Raw genomic sequence first — 18,589 nt, 5'->3', positions numbered from 1 at the left:
TAACGATGAAATATTTGGTGAGTTCATGTCTTGCTGGCGTAGCCTGCCGTTACAACGGAACAGCGAGTCTGGATGCAAAGATTCAGGAGCTTGTGGAGCAGGAACAGGCAAAGATGGTCTGCCCGGAGCTGCTTGGAGGGTTTTCCACCCCGCGGGAGCCAGCTGAAATTATCGGCGGTACGGGTAAGGATGTGCTGACAGGTACAGCCAAGGTAATGGAGCAGAGTGGCAATGACGTCACGGAGCTGTACATTAAAGGAGCCTATCAGACACTTGAATGGGCGCAAAAACTGGATGTTACCTGTGTGGTACTCAAAGAATTCAGTCCTTCCTGCGGTACACAGATGATCTACGATGGCAACTTTGCTAACCACAAAGTCGTGGGCGAAGGGGTTACTTCTGCTTTGCTGCGGCAAGAGGGATTTACGGTTATCTCGGAAAATGAGTTCATGGAACAGCTCTAAGCGTTGTAATTTTATCTCTGACACGAATCACAGGTAAGTCGCCTTGGGAGCAGCAGATCCATGGCGACTTGTTTTTTGTTACAATAGGGCACCATTAATCACTGAAAACCTTGTTAGATAACAATAGTTACTTTTATGAACTAAGAAACATTATTGTGCGTACTTTTATATTTTGATTATAAACTCTAAAATAATACTTAGGTATTCAAGTTCAGACCATAAACAGGAACATAAACAAGAAAAGGATGTGCAGACATATGGAATCTTCGGCAAAAGCCATAACGAAAGAAAACATTTTGAACGCTTACTATTTTCGGCATGCAACCAAACAGTTTGATGCTTCACGTATCATTTCGGCAGAAGATTTTGAGTTTATTCTAGAAACGGGACGGTTGTCGCCAAGCTCAATTGGTTTGGAACCTTGGAAATTTCTGATTGTGCAGAACCCGGACTTCCGCAAGCGTCTGTCCGAAGTTTCCTCCGGGGCTCAGAAACAATTGGCGAAGGCAAGCCATTTTATTGTTATTCTGGCCCGGTCTGATGCGAGTTATAACTCGCCTTACGCGGAATATATGCTGAAAGAAATCAAGGGCATGCCAGATGACGTATTTGAGTTGACCCGTGAAGCTTATGGCAAATTTCAGAAGAACCAACGAATGCTTGAGAACCCGCGTACTTTATTTGACTGGGCGTCCAAACAGACCTATATTGCTCTCGGTAATATGATGACTGCTGCAGCGCTGATTGGTATCGATTCCTGCCCAATTGAAGGGTTTAACTATGAGGCCGTACATCGTATTCTGGAAGAGGAAGGTCTACTGGAGGATGGACTATGGGATGTTTCCGTCATGGCTGCCTTTGGTTATCGGGCGGAAGATCCGCCACGCGAGAAATCCCGTCAGTCTCTGGATAAAATCACGCAGTGGATTGATTAAGTTTATCAGTCCATGCTCGAACAAGTAAAAGAAACGGTCAGCACCAAGTTCTAAACGTATTCACATGTATTTATTGGCAGGCCGGTTCGTTCGTCGAATCGGTCTGTTTGGTTTGCAAAATGAAAGAAAGGGGGTATAATCTTACCCATGGAACCTATACTCATATTCAAAGCATTATCCAACGAGACACGTCGACAGATTCTGTTGTGGCTCAAAAACCCGGAGCAACACTTTCCACCGCTGGAGTTATCCCAGCATCCGGATGCTGGAAAGAGCGGCATATGTGTTGGAACGATTCAGGTGAAGGCCGGACTGGCTCAATCCGTCATATCCAGCTATCTGCTGACCATGCTCAAAGCCGGGTTGCTGATCTCCGAGCGTAGGGGACAGTGGACGTATTATCGCCGCAACGAAGAAACCATTCGTCAATTTGCCGAGTACGTACAGCACGAGCTATAAGCCGGACGCCGAGACGGAAGCAAGAATGCAGGTGCAGGCGGGTATTCCGTCCGGATGTAAACGGCTTGAGGAGCAGCTCTGCCACATCATTTTTTTGTGCTTTTACATCTATATATCTGGATATACAAAAATAAAAATATAACCACAGAGGAGAACTTTCTATTATGTCTACCGACAACACAGCTTCATCCCATAAAAAACATATTAACGATGTTAAATTGTCCATTCTGGATTTGGCTCCTGTTGTAGTAGGTGCCACACCTGCGGATGCGCTTCGCAACAGTCTGGATCTTGCTCAGCACGCAGAGCGTTGGGGATATCACCGTTACTGGGTAGCAGAACACCATAACATGCCAGGCATCGCTTCTTCCGCGACCTCGGTTGTCATTGGTTACCTTGCAGGTGGAACGAAGACCATTCGTCTCGGTTCAGGCGGAATCATGCTGCCTAACCATGCGCCCCTTGTGATAGCCGAGCAGTTTGGTACACTGGAATCCCTATATCCAGGCCGTATTGACCTTGGGCTGGGCCGTGCACCGGGAAGTGACCGACGTACGTCTCTTGCTTTGCGTAAAGACCTGAACAACGGTGAAGATTTCCCTGAATTGCTGGCTGAGCTTAGAGCATTCTTCGATGCTTCTGCTACATCGTATCACGCGCCTGTTCGCGCTGTACCCGGCGAAGGATTGAATATCCCGATTTATCTGCTCGGCTCCAGTGATTTCAGTGCTCGTCTCGCCGGACAGCTGGGATTGCCGTTTGCTTTTGCCAGCCATTTCTCACCGGATTACACCCGGATTGCACTTGAAACGTATCGGAGCAGTTTCCAGCCATCCGATCACTTGAAGGAGCCCCATGTTATTGTGGGTGTAAATGCTGTCGTTGCGGATACCGACGAAGAAGCAGCATGGCTTGGTACAACGATGCAGCAGCAGTTCCTGAACATTATTCGTGGGACAACCGGATTGGTGCAGCCACCAGCCGATATGGAAGGCAAATGGACGGATCGTGAGAAAGCTGGTGTAGAGCAGACGCTGAAAGCAGCTGTGAACGGTTCTCCGGAGACCGTGCGTGGTCAACTGGAATCATTTATTGCTCAGACCCAGGCGGATGAGCTGATTATTACGTCGATGATCTATGATCATCAGGCACGCTTACACTCGTATGAGCTGATTGCTCAACTTGCGGGAAAAGCATAAATAAAAAAGCATAAATGCAACATCGGACGTGAACTTAAGGCTCGAATGTTGCTGACATATTAACGGTTTGTCTCTTCGGAGGCGAGCCGTTTTTTGGTAGGGATATTTTTCAAAGGAGACCTATGGGGCAGAAGGTTCTTTTTAGGGTAAAATGAACTTACTGGTCTAATTTGAAACGGTTAAACAGCGCCATACGTATAAACTCAGTGTGTTATACATATGTTGGCTTGTACAAGCAACTTTATGCGCAGTCAAGAAACATGCAGGTTTACAGCGTATGCTTTGATAAAGGATACATAAGAGAGGAAGACACGCCTATGGAGCAACCCGAGCAACCCCGCATTTGGCCGGATCGATTTAAACGATTTTTTTTGAATAATAAGTTTGTCCTTTTTCTGTTAATTCTGCTGCTGGTAGGACTGAACGTGATGGTTCTTACCAAAGTATCTTTTGTTTTGCACCCGCTGGCGGTGCTGATCAAGACGATTGTGCTGCCGATTATTCTGTCGGGTATTCTCTATTACCTGCTGAATCCGATTGTGGATGTCATGGAAAAGTGGAAGATCAAGCGTGGCTGGTCCATTCTGATCTTATATTTGGCTATCGGAGGCATCCTGACAGTCGTGGTACTAGCGGTCATTCCGGTCGTACGTAACCAGATTATGGGGCTGATTGAGAATTTCCCAACGTACAGTGAGACGGTAAAGCATCAGTTTGAAGAACTTACGGGCAGTCAGCTGTTCAGTCAGTTCCAGGAAACGGTGAATCTGAATTCTCAGGACTGGTGGGGCACGATCTCCCAGAAAGCCACTGAAATTCTGAACTCGACCTGGACTAAATTGGGCGGATTCCTCGGAGCGTTCACCGAGACGGTGTTATCCATTGTAACGGTTCCGTTTATCCTGTTCTATCTGTTGAAAGACGGCAAGAAGCTTCCATCGAAAATTCTGTCTTTCCTGCCAATCAAGAGTCGTACAGGTGCAATGCATGTACTGGAAGATATCAATCACCAGATCAGTTCGTTCATTCGTGGACAGATTATCGTCAGCTTCTGCATCGGTATTCTGCTCTACATCGGTTATATGATTATTGGTCTGGATTATGCGCTGATTCTTGCGATTATCGCATCCTTCACGAGTGTTGTACCGTACCTGGGACCTGCAATCGCGATAACGCCTGCGTTGATCGTGGCTCTGGTCACTTCTCCACTCATGCTGCTGAAGATGGTAGTGGTGTGGACGGTCGTGCAATTAATAGAGGGTAAATTCATCTCACCTCAGATTATGGGCAAAACGCTTAAAATTCACCCCATTACCATTATCTTTGTCATCCTGACTTCAGGTAATCTGTTCGGTGTGGTGGGCATTCTGCTGGCCGTTCCGGGATACGCGGTGCTGAAAGTATGTGTGTCGCATATCTTCAACTGGTTCAAGGAACGTTCCGGCCTGTATGATCCGAAGAATAACAACCTACTGTAACTATAGCGGGCATATCCGTAGCTAGATCCCTGATAACCTTTTTTCAGGCAAAACGGTGCCCTTATACAACAGAACCCCCGTCCATCGGCTAATAACCGAGAGGCGGGGGTTCTGTTGGTTGAACAGGCAGGCTAATGCCTAGCTATGTTTAATATGCTGGAGCGTCTGCAGGAAGATCTGCTCGATGTGTGCATCATCCAGAGAATAATACACGGTCTTGCCTTCTTTGCGCCGCTTGACAATCCGCATGTTGCGGAGTGACCGCAGCTGGTGCGAAATGGCCGACTGTCCCATATCGAGCAGCACCGTCAGATCGTGTACACATAATTCCTTCTGCAACAGCGCATCAATAATACGAAGCCGTGTCGGGTCGCTGAAAGCCTTGAACCAATCAGCCATTTCAGAAGAGGTCTCCCGATCCATGAGAGAAGCACGAATGGTCTGCACGTCAGCCTCTGTTCCAGAGCAGGCCGCGTCGCATTCGGCTGGAGCTTTAACCGGTTGTTCCATTTCCTATCACCACCTATATTAACTCAACCCTTGATTTGATCAAATGTTCTTCGATAAGCCTATTATATCCAAAAAACGTCTAAAGCGAAATGATTACTATTAGCATATTCTGTATGAAAAATCAACTGAAATTGTTGACACTCGTGTTTAGGCGTGCATATAATAGGGTTAACAAAACATATGAATGATTGCTCATATATTGATTGTAAGATCAAAAAAATTACGGATAATTTTGTTTTACGTACTGCAAAGGGGAGAGTTCACATGGGAACCGGACAGGAACAGGTGAAAAGGGAACTGCTGCTGGATGGATTGGATTGCGCGAACTGCGCATTGAAGATTGAGAATGGCGTCAAAAAAATTAAAGGCATTACGGATTGCTCGGTCAATTTTGTGACCAAAACCTTATCCATGCACACCACATCCGATATGGATGAGCAGGTCGTGGAAGAAGCGAAGCGCAAAGTGCTTCGGCTGGAGCCGCATATTCGTATTTCGGAAAAAGGTAAATCATCGCAAGGCAGTCGCAGTTCTGCTGATTCAATAAACCAAACTAACGATAATGTGCACGCCCATGCAGGTAGCGGAGCCCACACGCATGGGCATACTTCGAGTGGGCACGATCATGCTGGTCACTCCCATGACCATGATCATGCACATGATCACGGTCATCATCACGGAGCCCAAGACCACAAGCATGATCATGGAAGTCATGCCGGACATGATCACGGTCATGCAGACGGTCACGATCATGACGCGCATGCCGGACACTCACATGAACATGGCGCCGGGCAGACGAAGGTGCTGCTGGCACGTTTGGCAGCAGGCTCCATTCTGGTGGCAGCCGCGATCTGGTCTCCGCTGGAAGGATGGGCACAGCTTGCACTCTATGTTGTTGCTTATCTGATCGCAGGGGGAGATATCGTTCTCCAGGCGTTCAAAAATATTATTCGCGGTCAGGTATTCGATGAATACTTCCTGATGTCTGTCGCTACTATCGGTGCTTTTGCCATTGGCCAATATCCCGAAGGTGTTGCGGTTATGCTCTTCTATCAGCTAGGTGAGCTGTTTCAGGGGCTGGCGGTTAATCGCTCAAGGAAGTCGATTCAGTCGCTTATGGATATTCGCCCGGACTATGCCAATATGCTGATTGGCTCGGGAGAAGAGACCAAGCGAGTATCGCCGGAAGAAGTACGTATTGGAGATCGCATCGTGGTTAAAGCGGGTGAGCGAGTACCTCTGGACGGGATTGTTAAGGCAGGTCGTTCCATGGTGGACACTTCCGCTCTGACAGGTGAGTCAGTTCCGCGTGAACTGGAACCCGGAAGTGATGTACTGAGTGGGTTCGTGAACAAAAACGGGATGTTGACTATCGAAGTAACAAAAACTTTTGGTGAATCCACGGTATCCAAAATTCTGGACCTGGTGCAGAATGCGAGCAGCCGCAAAGCCAAAACGGAACATTTTATTAGCAAATTTGCCCGTTATTATACGCCGGTTGTCGTCATTCTTGCCGCTTTGATTGCGCTCGTTCCGCCACTGGTGCTCAGTGGTGCGACATTCGCCGATTGGATCTATCGTGCACTGGTCTTCCTCGTGATCTCTTGTCCGTGTGCGCTGGTCGTTTCCATTCCGCTTGGTTTTTTCGGCGGCATCGGAGCTGCATCACGTAACGGGATTCTCATCAAAGGAAGTAACTACCTTGAAGCATTGAACGATGTTAAAGTCGTTGTTTTCGATAAAACGGGTACACTAACCAAAGGTGTTTTCAAAGTAACAGCTATTCGCCCAGAAGCTGGGCGTACGGAAGATGAATTGATGGAGCTTGCCGCAATTGCCGAGGCCCATTCCAATCATCCGATTGCTGAATCCATTCGCGCAGCTTGGGTAAAGGATATTCGGACCCAGGGTGTGGATGATTACGATGAGGTTGCGGGTCATGGCATCAAGGTCAGTGTGGATGGACGTGAAGTGCTTGCGGGTAACGCCAAATTGATGGAACAGGCAGGTATCTCCTACACGACTCCACAAACCGTAGGCACAGTGGTGCACGTTGCCGAATCGGGTTCGTATGTCGGGCACCTGATCATTGCCGATGAGGTGAAGGATGACGCAGCGGCAGCCATTCAGGCACTCAAGAAGCTCGGTATTCGCAAAACAGTGATGCTGACCGGCGATGCCAAGGCTGTTGGTGAAGCTGTAGGGCGTGAGCTGGGTGTCGATGAAGTATACGCTGAGCTGCTGCCACAGCATAAAGTCGAACAGTTGGAGCGTCTCGAAGCTGCCAAATCGCCGAAGGAGAAAATGGTGTTTGTCGGTGATGGCATTAACGATACACCTGTGCTCGCGCGTGCCGATGTAGGTGTAGCGATGGGGGGACTCGGTTCGGATGCTGCGATTGAGGCAGCAGACGTTGTCATCATGACGGATGAACCATCCAGACTGGCAAGTGCAATCCGGATTGCAAAACGGACACGAACCATTGTCTGGCAAAATATCGGTTTTGCGTTGGGTGTCAAAGCGATCTTCCTGCTGCTGGGTGTGTTCGGAATTGCCACCATGTGGGAAGCGGTATTCTCTGATGTAGGGGTGACCGTACTGGCTGTCCTGAACGCCATGCGTGTACTGCGCGTGAAGGACATCTAAGTTTTACGAAACGATCCGGACGGCTCTTCGTATATACGTAGAGCCGTTTTTTTGTTTTAATATCTGTGGTGTATTTTTAATGGAGTTAGGGGAGAACATTGTGGCAGGAGCAGTAGTTGGGATTATATGCGGAGTGTGCTATTTCATTCTGGGATTAATGGTGTACAAAAAGCCGCCGAAAAGGATTAACGGCATATATGGTTATCGTACTCCGCGAGCAATGAGTCATCCCGAGTTATGGGAAGAAGCGCAACGTTATAGCGCCAATCTGATGATGCAGTTTGGTGTGATTATTACGGTATTCGGCATAATCGGTTTTTGGCTTACGGATGTACGAGCTTTGGTTCTAAGTCTTGTGGCTACAGGGTTCTATACATTCAGGCTGTTTACCAGAGTCGAAGGCCGTTTGAAGCAAATGCAGCGTGTCCAGCAACAGGAGCAGAAGGAGCAAGGCGCTTAGGGGCACAATGTGAAATTGCACTTGAACGAAGATCCGCGAGAGCGGATCTTTTTGCATCTTACAGAGGCGGAGGACAACTGAAAACTACTTTTAACAACGGATTTTAAAATTTATACTGAGATAATCTGTTCATGTTTGAGACATACTATATATTCAAGCCCAAAATCTAACGTTGACGTTAACGTTAATAATATATATAATTATGTACATAACATTATAGACATATTAAAGTGAGGTGAAGGAAATGAGTTTATATAAAATCGATGACGTAGCCAAGGAATGTGGTTTGACCAAGCGTACCATTCGGTATTACGAAGAGATCGGTGTTATGCCTTCACCTCAGCGGACGGATGGTGGCACACGATTATACACCCGGGAAGATATCGATTATCTCAAAAAGGTGGTTCGGGCGAAGGAAGTGCTTGGTTTCTCACTTCAGGAGCTGCATACCTATGTGGCAACGGCAGATGCACTGAACGAACAGCGTTTTGACTACCAGCAGACCACTGAAGTGAGAGAACGGATCGAGAAGCTCACCAAGATGGAAACGACGTTGGATGACCAGCTGCAGCTGATCGAGCAGAAACTTCAGAGTATTCATGCCGTGCAGGAGGAACTTGAGGAATTACGTGAACGGGTTCAGAACGGCATTCGACGATTAGAAGGGCATGAGAATGACACATAATTAGTATTTCACGATAAGCACCGGGAGATCCGGTGTCATTTGTGCCGTTTTCTTTCCTATATTTCTGAAAATAAAAATGATAATTTCATTGTTTTTTCACAATTTATTTCACAACATATCATGAACCAGGAGGAATTACGTATGAAAAGAGAACCCTCATTACCTGACGAATTGCCGTCATCCCGTGGAGGTCTATTATCCCAGCCTAGAGCGGTATGGGCAGTAGCCTTCGCCTGTATCATCTCCTTTATGGGACTAGGATTGGTCGACCCAATTTTGCCTGCGATTGCAGATCAGCTGCATGCTTCCAAAAGCCAGGTATCTTTATTGTTTACAAGTTATAACGCAGTTACCGGGGTAGCCATGCTGATTACAGGTGTTGTATCCAGCCGGATTGGTGTGAAGTGGACACTGCTCAGCGGGATTTTGCTGATCATTGTTTTCTCTTTCCTCGGCGGGACCTCTGACACTGTAGGTGCACTCGTCGGTTACCGTGGTGGTTGGGGACTGGGGAATGCCCTGTTCATCGCAACTGCATTATCCGCTATTGTAGGACTGTCCACTTCGGGGACAGCCAAAGCGATTATTTTATACGAAGCAGCGCTTGGTCTGGGGATTGCCGTTGGTCCATTGCTCGGTGGTGAACTGGGTTCCATCTCATGGCGTGGCCCGTTCTATGGTGTAGCTGTTCTGATGGCGATTGCTTTTATCAGTATTACGTTTATGCTGCCTAAGATGGCCAAACCAAAAACACGCAGCTCCTTGTCCGATCCGTTCAAGGCTCTGGGTTATCCTTCACTGAAAACATTGGCGATTACGGCCTTCCTGTATAACTTTGGTTTCTTTACCTTGATGGCTTATTCACCTTATGTCATGAATCTGGATGAGCACGGACTCGGTTATGTATTCTTCGGTTGGGGTTTGATGCTGGCGATTACGTCTGTCTTTGTCGCACCAAGATTGCAACGTCGATTCGGATCGGTTCCTTCCATGAGCGTTATGCTGACCCTGTTCGCCATTGATTTGCTGGTGATGGCGGTGGGTACGGTAATGGGATCATCCACAACGGTTATTGTGGCCGTTATCGTTGCCGGGATTTTCCTCGGGATCAACAACACATTAATTACGACGGCAGTTATGGAAGCTGCTCCAGTGGAACGTTCTGTGGCATCGGCTGCATACAGCTTTGTCCGGTTCCTTGGAGGTGCGCTGGCACCTTGGCTTGCAGGTAAATTGTCCGAGTGGTTCCTGCCGGAGACACCGTTTTATTTTGGCGCATTGATGGTTCTGATCGGGGTCGTTGTGCTTCTGGTACGCCGCAGACATCTGCGCGATATCGATGCTGCCATTACGCATTAATGAACAGGAGGAATGGAAAATGCTGAAACGAATATTGGTTGCTGTCGATGGGTCGGATCATGCACACAAAGGTCTGGAGCAAGCTGTTGTTCTGGCAGAAAGTCTGAAACAACCGGCTTCTTTGATTATCGTACATGTTAATCCTTCGATCTCGCTAAATGAGCCCGCACTTGGTGTGGATCTGGAAGCACGGATCGCAGAAGAAGGACAGCATATTATACAACCTGTTAATGAATTGTTAGCCGCTCGTTCTGTTCATTATGAAACATTGCTGATTGCTGGTGATCCCGTGAATGAGATCTGCCGTGTAGCAAAGGATAGAGACTGTGATCTCATTGTGATGGGAACGGCCGGGAAAAGCATGCTCGCTGAAATCGTGGTGGGCAGTGTCAGCCACGGCGTCTTGAAACATGCAGGATGTCCGGTAATGACTGTCAAATAGTGGTATGACTTTCTTGTGTTGATGATGCTAAAGTGGTGTATAAATAGGTATGGGATAACGCTGCGTTAAACATGAATGGAGGGTACAACAATGAAAAAACAACATCTGTTCATCGGGGGCAAGCCCACCGAATCAGTAGACTATATAGCACTTCAGGCACCGTACTCGAAAGAAACACTGGCAGACGTATCCTCGGCGACAGCTGAGGAAGTCGAATCAGCGATTGCCGCCGCAGTTCAGGCAGGCAAAGAGATGCGCAGAATGCCTGCCCATCAGCGTGCAGACATTCTTTACAAGCTGTCCACCCTGCTGGAAGAACGGAAGGAAGAAGCAGCACGGATAATTGCGCTGGAGGCAGCGAAGCCGATTACTGCGGCACTCGCCGAGGTTGATCGTACGGTGGAAACGTATCGTTTCGCCGCAGAGGAAGCCAAGCGGCTTACCGGAGAGACGGTCCCTATGGATGCAGCAAAAGGCGGTGAAGGACGCGTAGGCTACACGATGCGGCAGCCTTTGGGCGTTATTGGAGCGATTACGCCGTTTAATTTTCCGATGAACCTGGTGGCTCACAAAGTAGGACCGGCACTGGCAGCAGGCAATACGATTGTGTTGAAACCTGCGGAGCAGACACCGTTGTCTTCGTATTATATTGCCAATTTGCTTCAGGAAGCGGGATTACCGGATGGCGCATTAAATGTGGTGAGCGGTGACGGCAAAACGATTGGTGATGTACTTGTAGAGCATCCTGAAGTGGCCCATATTACGTTTACAGGTAGCCCTGCTGTAGGCACCAGCATTCGCAGCAAAGCCGGACTGAAACGCGTAACATTGGAGCTGGGGTCCAATGCAGCCGTCATTATAGATGCGGATTCCAATCTGGATAAGGTGGTACCGAGATGTGTGACCGGGGCTTTTACTTACCAAGGTCAGGTATGTATTTCACTGCAGAGAATCTATGTTCATAGCGCGATTGCGGATGAGTTCATTCGTCGTTTTGCAGAAGCAGCCCAAAAAGTCGTAGTTGGAGACCCGTTGAATCCGGATACTGTTGTCTCTGCGCTCATCACATCCAAAGATGTACAGCGTACACTGGACTGGATCGATGAAGCGAAGCAGGCAGGCGCTGAGGTGGCAACAGGTGGAGAAGCCGAGGGAGGCGTATTGCGTCCAACCGTGCTTGTCAACGTTCCGCGGGATGCCAAGGTGTCTTGTCAGGAGGTCTTTGCCCCGATCGTTGTCATTAATACGGTGGATTCGGTTGAAGAAGGCATCGAGCAAGTGAATGATTCCATCTATGGGCTTCAGGCGGGTGTGTTCACCAATGATATTCATACTGCATTGCATGCAGCGGACCACATTGAAGCTGGCGGCGTGATGATTAACGACATTCCCACTTTCCGTGTGGATCATATGCCTTATGGTGGTGTGAAGCAGAGCGGGATGGGACGTGAAGGTGTTAAATATGCTGTAGAGGAAATGACGGAATTGAAGTTTGTCATGTTTAACAAGAACTAATTATTCACTCCTAAGACGAGCGGATATTCAAGATGAAATAGAACAAGATGATCCTGTTCCCGAGTTAGGGGTGCAGGATTTTTTTCTTTTTTTACACTCAGCCCTTACCGTAAAAAAATACATAGCCTTTCTTTATTAACCCCGGGTTCACATCTGATGAGAAGGGTATAAATACTTATCATACCGCAAATCTACCAATTAGATGCCGTTCATATCACCGAAGCATTGTGTATCCATCCAGAGAAATGAACGGATTACTGGGGTACAGAATTGTTGGAAGTCTTATAATATTTCACTTACATTTAAATAAAATGCAGTATGAACAAGCCTGAACCTTGGAGTTACAGGCCAGACAGGAGGTGTATCCAAATGGCATATTCCATGGTTGATCTATCCGGGATGTCCGGTGTAAGTCTGAGTGAATTGGGACAGTACGCAGAGACAGGTCTGCTGAATCCAGCCTTCGTAGGTCAAGATGAAGATATCTACTACGAGAAGCCAGAGCTGCTGAGACTACAGCAGATACTCTTCTGTAAAGAAGTAGGCATGGAGGAGAAAGAGATCGGCCCCATGCTCAGGGATACTCCCCGGGATATGATTCGTATTATGCAGCAGCATCGAATCGAGATGCTGGAGAAGGCACTTCATCTGCACAGAATGATTCAGACCCTGGACAAAACCATCTCCTACTTACGTGGTGAGCAGGAACTGGATGAGTATGAACTTTACGCTGGGTTTTCCAATAAGGGGCGTCACCAGCTTCTGAATGAACCGATTTCTGACCATGCGTCAAAGAATGACTATTCTGAACAGTTGAAGACAGAGGACAGTCGGAAGTACAACGCCAATTCACCGGAGCAACCCCCTATGCCTGATGGCCAGGCGATGAAGTCGAAGGAAGATTTTCTTGATTCACAGGCGAAGATTGACCGGATTCACTTGGACTTGCAGGGCGCTATTGAGGAAGGGTTAGAACCCGGCAGCCCGGAAGTACAACAGATTATTGGCAGACATCTCGATTGGATCAAGGATTATTACACCCCAACAGCAGAGATTTACCGGGATCTGGGCAATCTGTACGTCGAGCACAAAAATTTTCGCCAGATGTATGATGGCTACCACCCCAAGCTGGCCGAGTTTTTGCGAGATGGGATGATGATTAAGGCGGAACAGGATTTATCCTAGATGCATAAAGTATCTTGGGCGAGCAGAACATGGGTGTGAAGAAAAATAATCATAACAAAGAGCGCAGATCCTCTAGGAGGAGTGCGCTCTTTGTTATTGCATATCATCGTAAGGCCGATGAACTCAGCATCGGCTTAAGACCTTCAGGCAGTTAGGATAATTCCAGCTGCTCTGTAATCAGGCTTACCGCCTTTTCCAGGAAGACACGGTCTTCATCGTCAAAACGGTTTTTGAGCGGGCTATCGATGTCGAGCACCCCGTACAATTCGCCGTTTTTGATAATGGGTACAACGATCTCACTGTTCGATGCGGCATCACAGGCGATATGGCCTGGAAAGGCATGAACATCTTCAACGACCATCGTACGTCGTTCCGCAGCAGAAGTGCCGCATACACCGCGTCCAAGTGGAATACGGATGCAGGCAGGCAGTCCCTGGAATGGACCGAGTACAAGTTCTTTTCCATCATACAGATAGAATCCGACCCAATTGGTGTCGGTCATAAATACATTGAGCAACGCCGCAGCGTTTGCCAGATTGGCAATAGCGCTAGGTTCATCGCGGATCAGAGCACTTAACTGTCCCAGGACGGCGGTTTGCTGCTCGCTTCGTGTTCCTTCATAAGAAACAGCTTGAAACATGATGAATCACCCTCCCGAGCAAAAATGGTACTTATTTTCAAGATAGTGCAGAGCCTGCGGTTAGTCAAGCGGAGGATTTCGGAAAGGGCAGGTCAGGCATGAATATTCCTCCTGTTTCTCATCTTCCTGGGTGGGGTAAATACTTAGCAACCACGGCGGGCTACAACCCGGGAAGGAGCTTGGCTTATGCATGCAGAGGTACAGAATCTTTTTGTACGAATTCATCTTCTATATTTAGCCCAAAATCAGGATTTAACCGTTAGCGACGCATTGCCTCTATTGGAAGAACGGGGGTATCGCGTTGGAGAACGGGAGATCAAGCAGGAGCTTGAGCATCTGACACAGGAAAACTTCCTGACCGCCCATGGAGATCAATGGAGCCTTACCGGGACTGGCATTGAGGAGTTTAAGGAAATCATAGCCGTGTTCGGCCGGGTTAGTGAGGAATTGCTGGGGACAGGCAAGAAGACGTCTACAGCCTGAACTTTAAATTCGGATAAGGTATGTATCCCGAAATAGGATGCAAACTTGAGTTGATCCATACGTACAACAAGACCGGGAGCGGAAGTGGCCCGGTTTTTTGACGTGATAATGATGACTGAACAGTTGCCATTCGGTGCAGGTTATGGTTAGATGGCTATTGAATATGAGGTCTGTGGGATAGATCGGATCGGAGTGTCTTTTCATGTATAAATGCAAAGGGAGAATTCCCGAACTAGAGACAGGGCGGTTGCGTCTGCGCAAAATGCGCCGTCGGGATGCGGCCCAGATGTTCGCTTGCTGGTCAGACCTGGAAGTGACCCGTTATATGAATTTGGCGCCCATGATCGGGACAAGTGAGGCTGCGGATATGATTGGGCTGCTGAATCATATGGCAGGAGAAGAGGAGGCGATTCGCTGGGGTATTGAACTCAAGGAAACGGGCCGGCTCATCGGAAGTTGTGGATATAACACTTGGCAACTTGAAGGCGCATTCCGTGGGGAGATCGGTTATGAACTGGGGCGCGACTACTGGCGTCACGGTTATATGACGGAAGCATTTTCGGTTATGTTACCGTTTGGGTATGAGACGATGGGACTCAATCGGATTGAGGCGCTGGTTGATCCGCGTAATCTCGCTTCGGGAGATTTCCTGACGAACCGCGGTTTCACGCGGGAAGGCCTGCTGCGTCAGGTGCAGCATACGTCTACTGGGTATAAGGATATGGTGATGTATTCCCTATTGTACGATGAGTTTTTGCGTAAGAGAGATAAATAAAGAAAGCAATATATAATTTTTTTACATTGAAATTTACACAATAACGAAGGGGCAAAACAAAGCTGGAGAAGCGTAGCGTTCGCATTTATCACCGGATTTCCCCTTTGAAGGGGATGAAAAAAATCTGGGGATAACAGCGATCGAAAGGTTGTTCTGGTTCGTAGTGGGCTGTGTAAATCAATGTTCCAATTATATAGAGAATTGAAGAGAGAAGGGTTTGTGTGAATACAACCGGAGGTTTGAACCGCAGTTTCATCCTGGCGGGATTGCTGCTGGCGACTTTTTTGTCTGCAATTGAAGGTACAGTCATTGGTCCGGCAGGGCCAACCATTGTCAGTGAGCTGGGAAGTGTGCAGCTGTTGAGCTGGATTTTCACTGCTTATCTGTTAACGATGGCTGTGAGCACGCCGATTTTCGGCAAAGTCAGTGATCTATATGGACGAAAGCCAGTATTTCTGATTGGCTGTGCCTTATTCTTACTAGGCTCGCTTCTGTGCTGCCTTTCGCAGAACATGGAGCAACTGATTATTTTTCGTGCGATTCAAGGGATTGGCGCAGGTGCGGTTGTACCTGTTACGTTTACGATTATTGGTGACATCTACCGCCTTGAAGAACGGGGCAAAATACAGGGCTGGATCAGCTCCGTGTGGGGCATTTCATCTCTGGCCGGACCACTGCTTGGCGGGTATTTCGTAGACAATCTGGGCTGGCAGTGGATCTTTGGGTTCAATTTGCCGTTCGGACTGCTGGCGATGTGGTTTGTATTCCGTTATTTGAAGGAAGAAATGTCTCCGCGTACCGCGAAAATTGACTATTTGGGTGCGTTGACTTTTACCGTTGGTATTACAGCATTGCTCTTTGTATTGTCCGCAGGTGGACAGTATTATGCTTGGAGTTCTCCTATTATTGTGGGACTGAGTATCGTGGCTATTTTGTTTATGATTTTATTTTTTGTGGTGGAAAAAAGAGCCCAGGCCCCGATGGTACCTCTTCATCTATTCCGTATTCGGGACATCCGGGTGGCAAATATCGCCGGACTACTGACCAGTACCCTGATGATTGGCCTAACCAGTTATTTGCCACTATGGGTGCAGGGGGTTCGGGGCGGTAACGCGACTGAATCGGGATTGCTGCTTGCACCGATGTCTGTTGGCTGGCTGATTGGTAGTGTACTTGCTGGCCGTCTGCTAATGAAAATTGGATCACGCTTAACGGCTGTGATTGGATTAACCGGGATTGCCATTGGATCGGGTGGACTCTTCTTGGTCGGTGGAACATCACCTCAAGCCGTACTGTTTATTTTGACCTTTATTTACGGACTCGGCTTCGGATTTGCTTTTACAATATTCACGATCATTTCACAGTCATCTGTTGGGTATAAAGAACGTGGATCTTCCACGGCGTTACATACCTTTATGCGTACGCTTGGACAAACCATTGGTGCAGCAGCCTTCGGCACATGGTTGAACTACCGGATATCCACGTTGTCGAGCGAACAGCATCTGGCAGAGGCGGGGATCTCAGATGGGGACCTGAATCAACTGCTTGCTCCGCATACGGAAGCTGCTCTGTCGGATGACAAATGGGCGCTACTGCGTAACGTGTTGGAAGGAAGTCTGCATTCCTTGTTTGTCATCATGTTTGTTATTGCCATTATCTCATGGGTGACGACACTGGCCTTGCGCAAACGGCTAATCGTTCCCGAAGATGCAGATGCTCCGCCGCAAGCACAAACTTCAGTGAATTAAACGAAGTGAATAGAATAATCATTCGATTAAAGCAGCTGTTTATGAGCTGCTTTTTTGTTATTATTTTCTAGAAGAGATTATCTATAATTTACAATAATGGAATGGGAGGCGAGTGAAGATGAGCAAGCAATCGCTGCAATCGTTCTGGTTAATATCCTTTACAATCAAGCTGCTGGCAGTCCTTATGACCTGCCTTTCGCTTTCCATCGTTGTCGGACTCATAAAATATGTTCCCTTGGCAGAACGAGCGGAACATACATATTACTATCCCTTCTGGTATACATTGATCATAAGTATTCTTATCAACTTGGCTCTTCTTTTGTTTCTGATCCTGCCTCTATCATTATTTGTGGACCAAGTGCTTGCTTCTCTGAAAATGAACAGACCTATATCCAAGGTGATAAGTGCAATCGTAGCTTATTTTCTTCTTGGTGTAGGTAGTGCGCTATTGTTCTCCATCTTTGTGTACAGAATGGATGCCTTTCAGAATGCTGGCCCCTATCAATACGTGGTAACAACAACGTTTGTTTTTTTACTGTGGCAATCAGGTCTGGGATGGATCTTGAATAAATTTCGTAAGCAGAAGCAGCAGACCAGTACAGGATAATATAGATATCTCATTTGGAGTAGGGGTGAGGATGATGTTTCCCAATAATCTGAATTCGTCCAAGGAAGATGAAGCCAAAAGAAAGTACGAAGAGACTCAGAGGGAGATTGAGGGTCACAGCCGCTCAGGTCTGTCCAGCTACATTGTCGATTTGCTGATTGCAGGTGGATTGGTTGTCGCTGTCCTCACGGTGTTGATGTGGATTCTGTACCTTTGATTTGATTAATAAACAAATTCGAATAACCGGTACCGCCTATTAAGGCGATCCGGTTATTTTTAGTTTGGATCAGGTGATATGGCGCTGCCCTTAGCCGTTTGCGGATAAACGATCCGCACCGAGTGCAAGCCTTTCCAACAGCTCAGAGAGCAATGTCTTATCATCTTCGCTCAGACCGCTGACAGCACGATCTATTTTGTGTGCGTAGCCTGGATAGATGTCATCCATCGTACGCTGGCCTTCCTCAGTCAATTCTACGAAAATGATGCGTCTATCCTGCGGACAGTGTTTTCGATGTAAAAGTCCCTTTTGCTCCAGCTTGTCAATGACATAAGTGACATTCCCGCTCTGCAGCAGAAGCTGTGCACCGACTTGTTGAATGGGCTGTGCTCCTTTCATATATAACACTTCGAGCACCCCATAAGCGGTGGGGTTGAAGCCATGCACTTTGCTTCCGGATACAGCGTGTTCATTCACGCTCTTAAATGTCTGGGCCAAGGTGCGGTACAGATGAAGAGAACGTTCGGTTCCGATTTCCTGTAATTCCAGCATACTGATCCCGCCTTTTCAGATTTATTGGAGTTGATGAATTTACATTTGACGATTCAGAGGTTCGCCATATTTCTATTGTAAGCATCTGTTTGCACGAAAAACATGCGATATGTCACAAGATTTGCATTTTTAGCAATTAAAATTTAATCATTTTTCGTCTATATAAATTGAACTAATGAATATTTACACTTTTCACTCCGCTGACAGAACAACCTTCCGATCGCTGTTAT

At 47.5% G+C, this 18,589-nt stretch carries 20 protein-coding genes; 17 read left to right on the top strand and 3 right to left on the bottom strand.

What is annotated here, in order from left to right; genetic code table 11:
- Window positions 1–5 precede the first annotated feature (5 nt).
- From G3352_RS19110 to G3352_RS19090, 5 genes are all read left to right on the top strand, one after another.
- Window positions 6–464 carry a 2-thiouracil desulfurase family protein gene (locus tag G3352_RS19110; RefSeq protein WP_163758859.1) on the top strand — a complete coding sequence of 153 codons (459 nt, stop codon included), beginning with the start codon at window positions 6–8 and terminating at the stop codon, window positions 462–464.
- A gap of 257 nt (window positions 465–721) precedes the next feature.
- Window positions 722–1,399, top strand: coding sequence for an NAD(P)H-dependent oxidoreductase (locus tag G3352_RS19105; RefSeq protein WP_163758857.1), 678 nt, complete (start codon window positions 722–724; stop codon window positions 1,397–1,399).
- A 147-nt stretch (window positions 1,400–1,546) separates the two neighbouring features.
- Complete coding sequence (locus G3352_RS19100) at window positions 1,547–1,858, top strand: ArsR/SmtB family transcription factor (RefSeq protein WP_063567799.1); 312 nt, start codon at window positions 1,547–1,549, stop codon at window positions 1,856–1,858.
- A gap of 164 nt (window positions 1,859–2,022) precedes the next feature.
- Window positions 2,023–3,057 (top strand): LLM class flavin-dependent oxidoreductase, encoded by a 1,035-nt coding sequence (locus tag G3352_RS19095; RefSeq protein WP_163758855.1) that lies wholly within the window; start codon window positions 2,023–2,025, stop codon window positions 3,055–3,057.
- Window positions 3,058–3,374: 317 nt separating this feature from the next.
- Window positions 3,375–4,535: an AI-2E family transporter gene (locus tag G3352_RS19090; RefSeq protein ID WP_163758853.1), complete on the top strand. Its 1,161-nt coding sequence runs from the start codon at window positions 3,375–3,377 to the stop codon at window positions 4,533–4,535.
- A gap of 138 nt (window positions 4,536–4,673) precedes the next feature.
- Here the strand turns inward: G3352_RS19090 and G3352_RS19085 are convergent, their stop codons facing one another.
- Window positions 4,674–5,045: an ArsR/SmtB family transcription factor gene (locus G3352_RS19085; RefSeq protein ID WP_076290511.1), complete on the bottom strand. Its 372-nt coding sequence runs from the start codon at window positions 5,043–5,045 to the stop codon at window positions 4,674–4,676.
- A 264-nt stretch (window positions 5,046–5,309) separates the two neighbouring features.
- On the opposite strand from G3352_RS19085, the gene G3352_RS19080 reads away from it, so the two are divergent.
- The 7 genes from G3352_RS19080 (at window position 5,310) to G3352_RS19050 (ending at window position 13,337) form a co-directional block, all read left to right on the top strand.
- Complete coding sequence (locus G3352_RS19080) at window positions 5,310–7,691, top strand: heavy metal translocating P-type ATPase (protein ID WP_163758851.1); 2,382 nt, start codon at window positions 5,310–5,312, stop codon at window positions 7,689–7,691.
- Between the two features lie 100 nt (window positions 7,692–7,791).
- Window positions 7,792–8,151, top strand: coding sequence for an SdpI family protein (locus G3352_RS19075; protein ID WP_163758849.1), 360 nt, complete (start codon window positions 7,792–7,794; stop codon window positions 8,149–8,151).
- Between the two features lie 244 nt (window positions 8,152–8,395).
- Window positions 8,396–8,836, top strand: coding sequence for a helix-turn-helix domain-containing protein (locus G3352_RS19070; RefSeq protein ID WP_090999248.1), 441 nt, complete (start codon window positions 8,396–8,398; stop codon window positions 8,834–8,836).
- Between the two features lie 141 nt (window positions 8,837–8,977).
- On the top strand, window positions 8,978–10,195 hold the full coding sequence (locus tag G3352_RS19065; protein ID WP_072734865.1) for an MFS transporter: 1,218 nt from the start codon (window positions 8,978–8,980) through the stop codon (window positions 10,193–10,195).
- A 19-nt stretch (window positions 10,196–10,214) separates the two neighbouring features.
- On the top strand, window positions 10,215–10,637 hold the full coding sequence (locus tag G3352_RS19060) for a universal stress protein (RefSeq protein WP_163758847.1): 423 nt from the start codon (window positions 10,215–10,217) through the stop codon (window positions 10,635–10,637).
- 90 nt (window positions 10,638–10,727) lie between these two features.
- The gene (locus G3352_RS19055) at window positions 10,728–12,152 is read left to right on the top strand and encodes an aldehyde dehydrogenase family protein (protein ID WP_205524944.1); all 1,425 of its coding nucleotides are present in this window, start codon (window positions 10,728–10,730) and stop codon (window positions 12,150–12,152) included.
- Window positions 12,153–12,521: 369 nt separating this feature from the next.
- Entirely contained in the window at window positions 12,522–13,337 is an 816-nt protein-coding gene (locus G3352_RS19050; protein WP_163758843.1) for a MerR family transcriptional regulator, read from the top strand.
- A 151-nt stretch (window positions 13,338–13,488) separates the two neighbouring features.
- Here the strand turns inward: G3352_RS19050 and G3352_RS19045 are convergent, their stop codons facing one another.
- Window positions 13,489–13,977, bottom strand: a complete 489-nt coding sequence (locus G3352_RS19045; RefSeq protein WP_064642430.1) for a GAF domain-containing protein — start codon at window positions 13,975–13,977, stop codon at window positions 13,489–13,491.
- A 186-nt stretch (window positions 13,978–14,163) separates the two neighbouring features.
- Between G3352_RS19045 and G3352_RS19040 the strand changes: the two genes are divergently transcribed.
- From G3352_RS19040 to G3352_RS19020, 5 genes are all read left to right on the top strand, one after another.
- A complete protein-coding gene (locus G3352_RS19040; RefSeq protein WP_063567811.1) occupies window positions 14,164–14,460 on the top strand; it encodes a hypothetical protein in 297 nt (98 codons plus the stop codon).
- A 202-nt stretch (window positions 14,461–14,662) separates the two neighbouring features.
- The gene (locus tag G3352_RS19035) at window positions 14,663–15,235 is read left to right on the top strand and encodes a GNAT family N-acetyltransferase (protein WP_163758841.1); all 573 of its coding nucleotides are present in this window, start codon (window positions 14,663–14,665) and stop codon (window positions 15,233–15,235) included.
- 239 nt (window positions 15,236–15,474) lie between these two features.
- Window positions 15,475–16,983 carry an MDR family MFS transporter gene (locus G3352_RS19030; protein WP_205524953.1) on the top strand — a complete coding sequence of 503 codons (1,509 nt, stop codon included), beginning with the start codon at window positions 15,475–15,477 and terminating at the stop codon, window positions 16,981–16,983.
- Window positions 16,984–17,101: 118 nt separating this feature from the next.
- Window positions 17,102–17,590, top strand: coding sequence for a hypothetical protein (locus tag G3352_RS19025; RefSeq protein ID WP_163758824.1), 489 nt, complete (start codon window positions 17,102–17,104; stop codon window positions 17,588–17,590).
- A 31-nt stretch (window positions 17,591–17,621) separates the two neighbouring features.
- The gene (locus G3352_RS19020) at window positions 17,622–17,807 is read left to right on the top strand and encodes a hypothetical protein (protein ID WP_180287229.1); all 186 of its coding nucleotides are present in this window, start codon (window positions 17,622–17,624) and stop codon (window positions 17,805–17,807) included.
- A 90-nt stretch (window positions 17,808–17,897) separates the two neighbouring features.
- On the opposite strand, the gene G3352_RS19015 is transcribed toward G3352_RS19020, so the two are convergent.
- A complete protein-coding gene (locus tag G3352_RS19015) occupies window positions 17,898–18,359 on the bottom strand; it encodes a MarR family winged helix-turn-helix transcriptional regulator (protein WP_062326256.1) in 462 nt (153 codons plus the stop codon).
- Window positions 18,360–18,589: the final 230 nt, after the last annotated feature.

It is taken from the genome of Paenibacillus sp. ALJ109b (genome assembly GCF_010747435.1).
Taxonomy (GTDB): Bacteria; Bacillota; Bacilli; order Paenibacillales; family Paenibacillaceae; genus Paenibacillus; species Paenibacillus taichungensis.
This window is presented reverse-complemented; position numbering and strand designations above follow the sequence as displayed.

Coding starts and splice junctions, on each gene's coding strand:
- G3352_RS19110 (WP_163758859.1), top strand. CDS start 6: ATGAAATATTTGGTGAGTTCATGTCTTGCTGGCGTAGCCTGCCGTTAC.
- G3352_RS19105 (WP_163758857.1), top strand. CDS start 722: ATGGAATCTTCGGCAAAAGCCATAACGAAAGAAAACATTTTGAACGCT.
- G3352_RS19100 (WP_063567799.1), top strand. CDS start 1,547: ATGGAACCTATACTCATATTCAAAGCATTATCCAACGAGACACGTCGA.
- G3352_RS19095 (WP_163758855.1), top strand. CDS start 2,023: ATGTCTACCGACAACACAGCTTCATCCCATAAAAAACATATTAACGAT.
- G3352_RS19090 (WP_163758853.1), top strand. CDS start 3,375: ATGGAGCAACCCGAGCAACCCCGCATTTGGCCGGATCGATTTAAACGA.
- G3352_RS19085 (WP_076290511.1), bottom strand. CDS start 5,045: ATGGAACAACCGGTTAAAGCTCCAGCCGAATGCGACGCGGCCTGCTCT.
- G3352_RS19080 (WP_163758851.1), top strand. CDS start 5,310: ATGGGAACCGGACAGGAACAGGTGAAAAGGGAACTGCTGCTGGATGGA.
- G3352_RS19070 (WP_090999248.1), top strand. CDS start 8,396: ATGAGTTTATATAAAATCGATGACGTAGCCAAGGAATGTGGTTTGACC.
- G3352_RS19065 (WP_072734865.1), top strand. CDS start 8,978: ATGAAAAGAGAACCCTCATTACCTGACGAATTGCCGTCATCCCGTGGA.
- G3352_RS19060 (WP_163758847.1), top strand. CDS start 10,215: ATGCTGAAACGAATATTGGTTGCTGTCGATGGGTCGGATCATGCACAC.
- G3352_RS19055 (WP_205524944.1), top strand. CDS start 10,728: ATGAAAAAACAACATCTGTTCATCGGGGGCAAGCCCACCGAATCAGTA.
- G3352_RS19050 (WP_163758843.1), top strand. CDS start 12,522: ATGGCATATTCCATGGTTGATCTATCCGGGATGTCCGGTGTAAGTCTG.
- G3352_RS19045 (WP_064642430.1), bottom strand. CDS start 13,977: ATGTTTCAAGCTGTTTCTTATGAAGGAACACGAAGCGAGCAGCAAACC.
- G3352_RS19040 (WP_063567811.1), top strand. CDS start 14,164: ATGCATGCAGAGGTACAGAATCTTTTTGTACGAATTCATCTTCTATAT.
- G3352_RS19035 (WP_163758841.1), top strand. CDS start 14,663: ATGTATAAATGCAAAGGGAGAATTCCCGAACTAGAGACAGGGCGGTTG.
- G3352_RS19025 (WP_163758824.1), top strand. CDS start 17,102: ATGAGCAAGCAATCGCTGCAATCGTTCTGGTTAATATCCTTTACAATC.
- G3352_RS19020 (WP_180287229.1), top strand. CDS start 17,622: ATGATGTTTCCCAATAATCTGAATTCGTCCAAGGAAGATGAAGCCAAA.
- G3352_RS19015 (WP_062326256.1), bottom strand. CDS start 18,359: ATGCTGGAATTACAGGAAATCGGAACCGAACGTTCTCTTCATCTGTAC.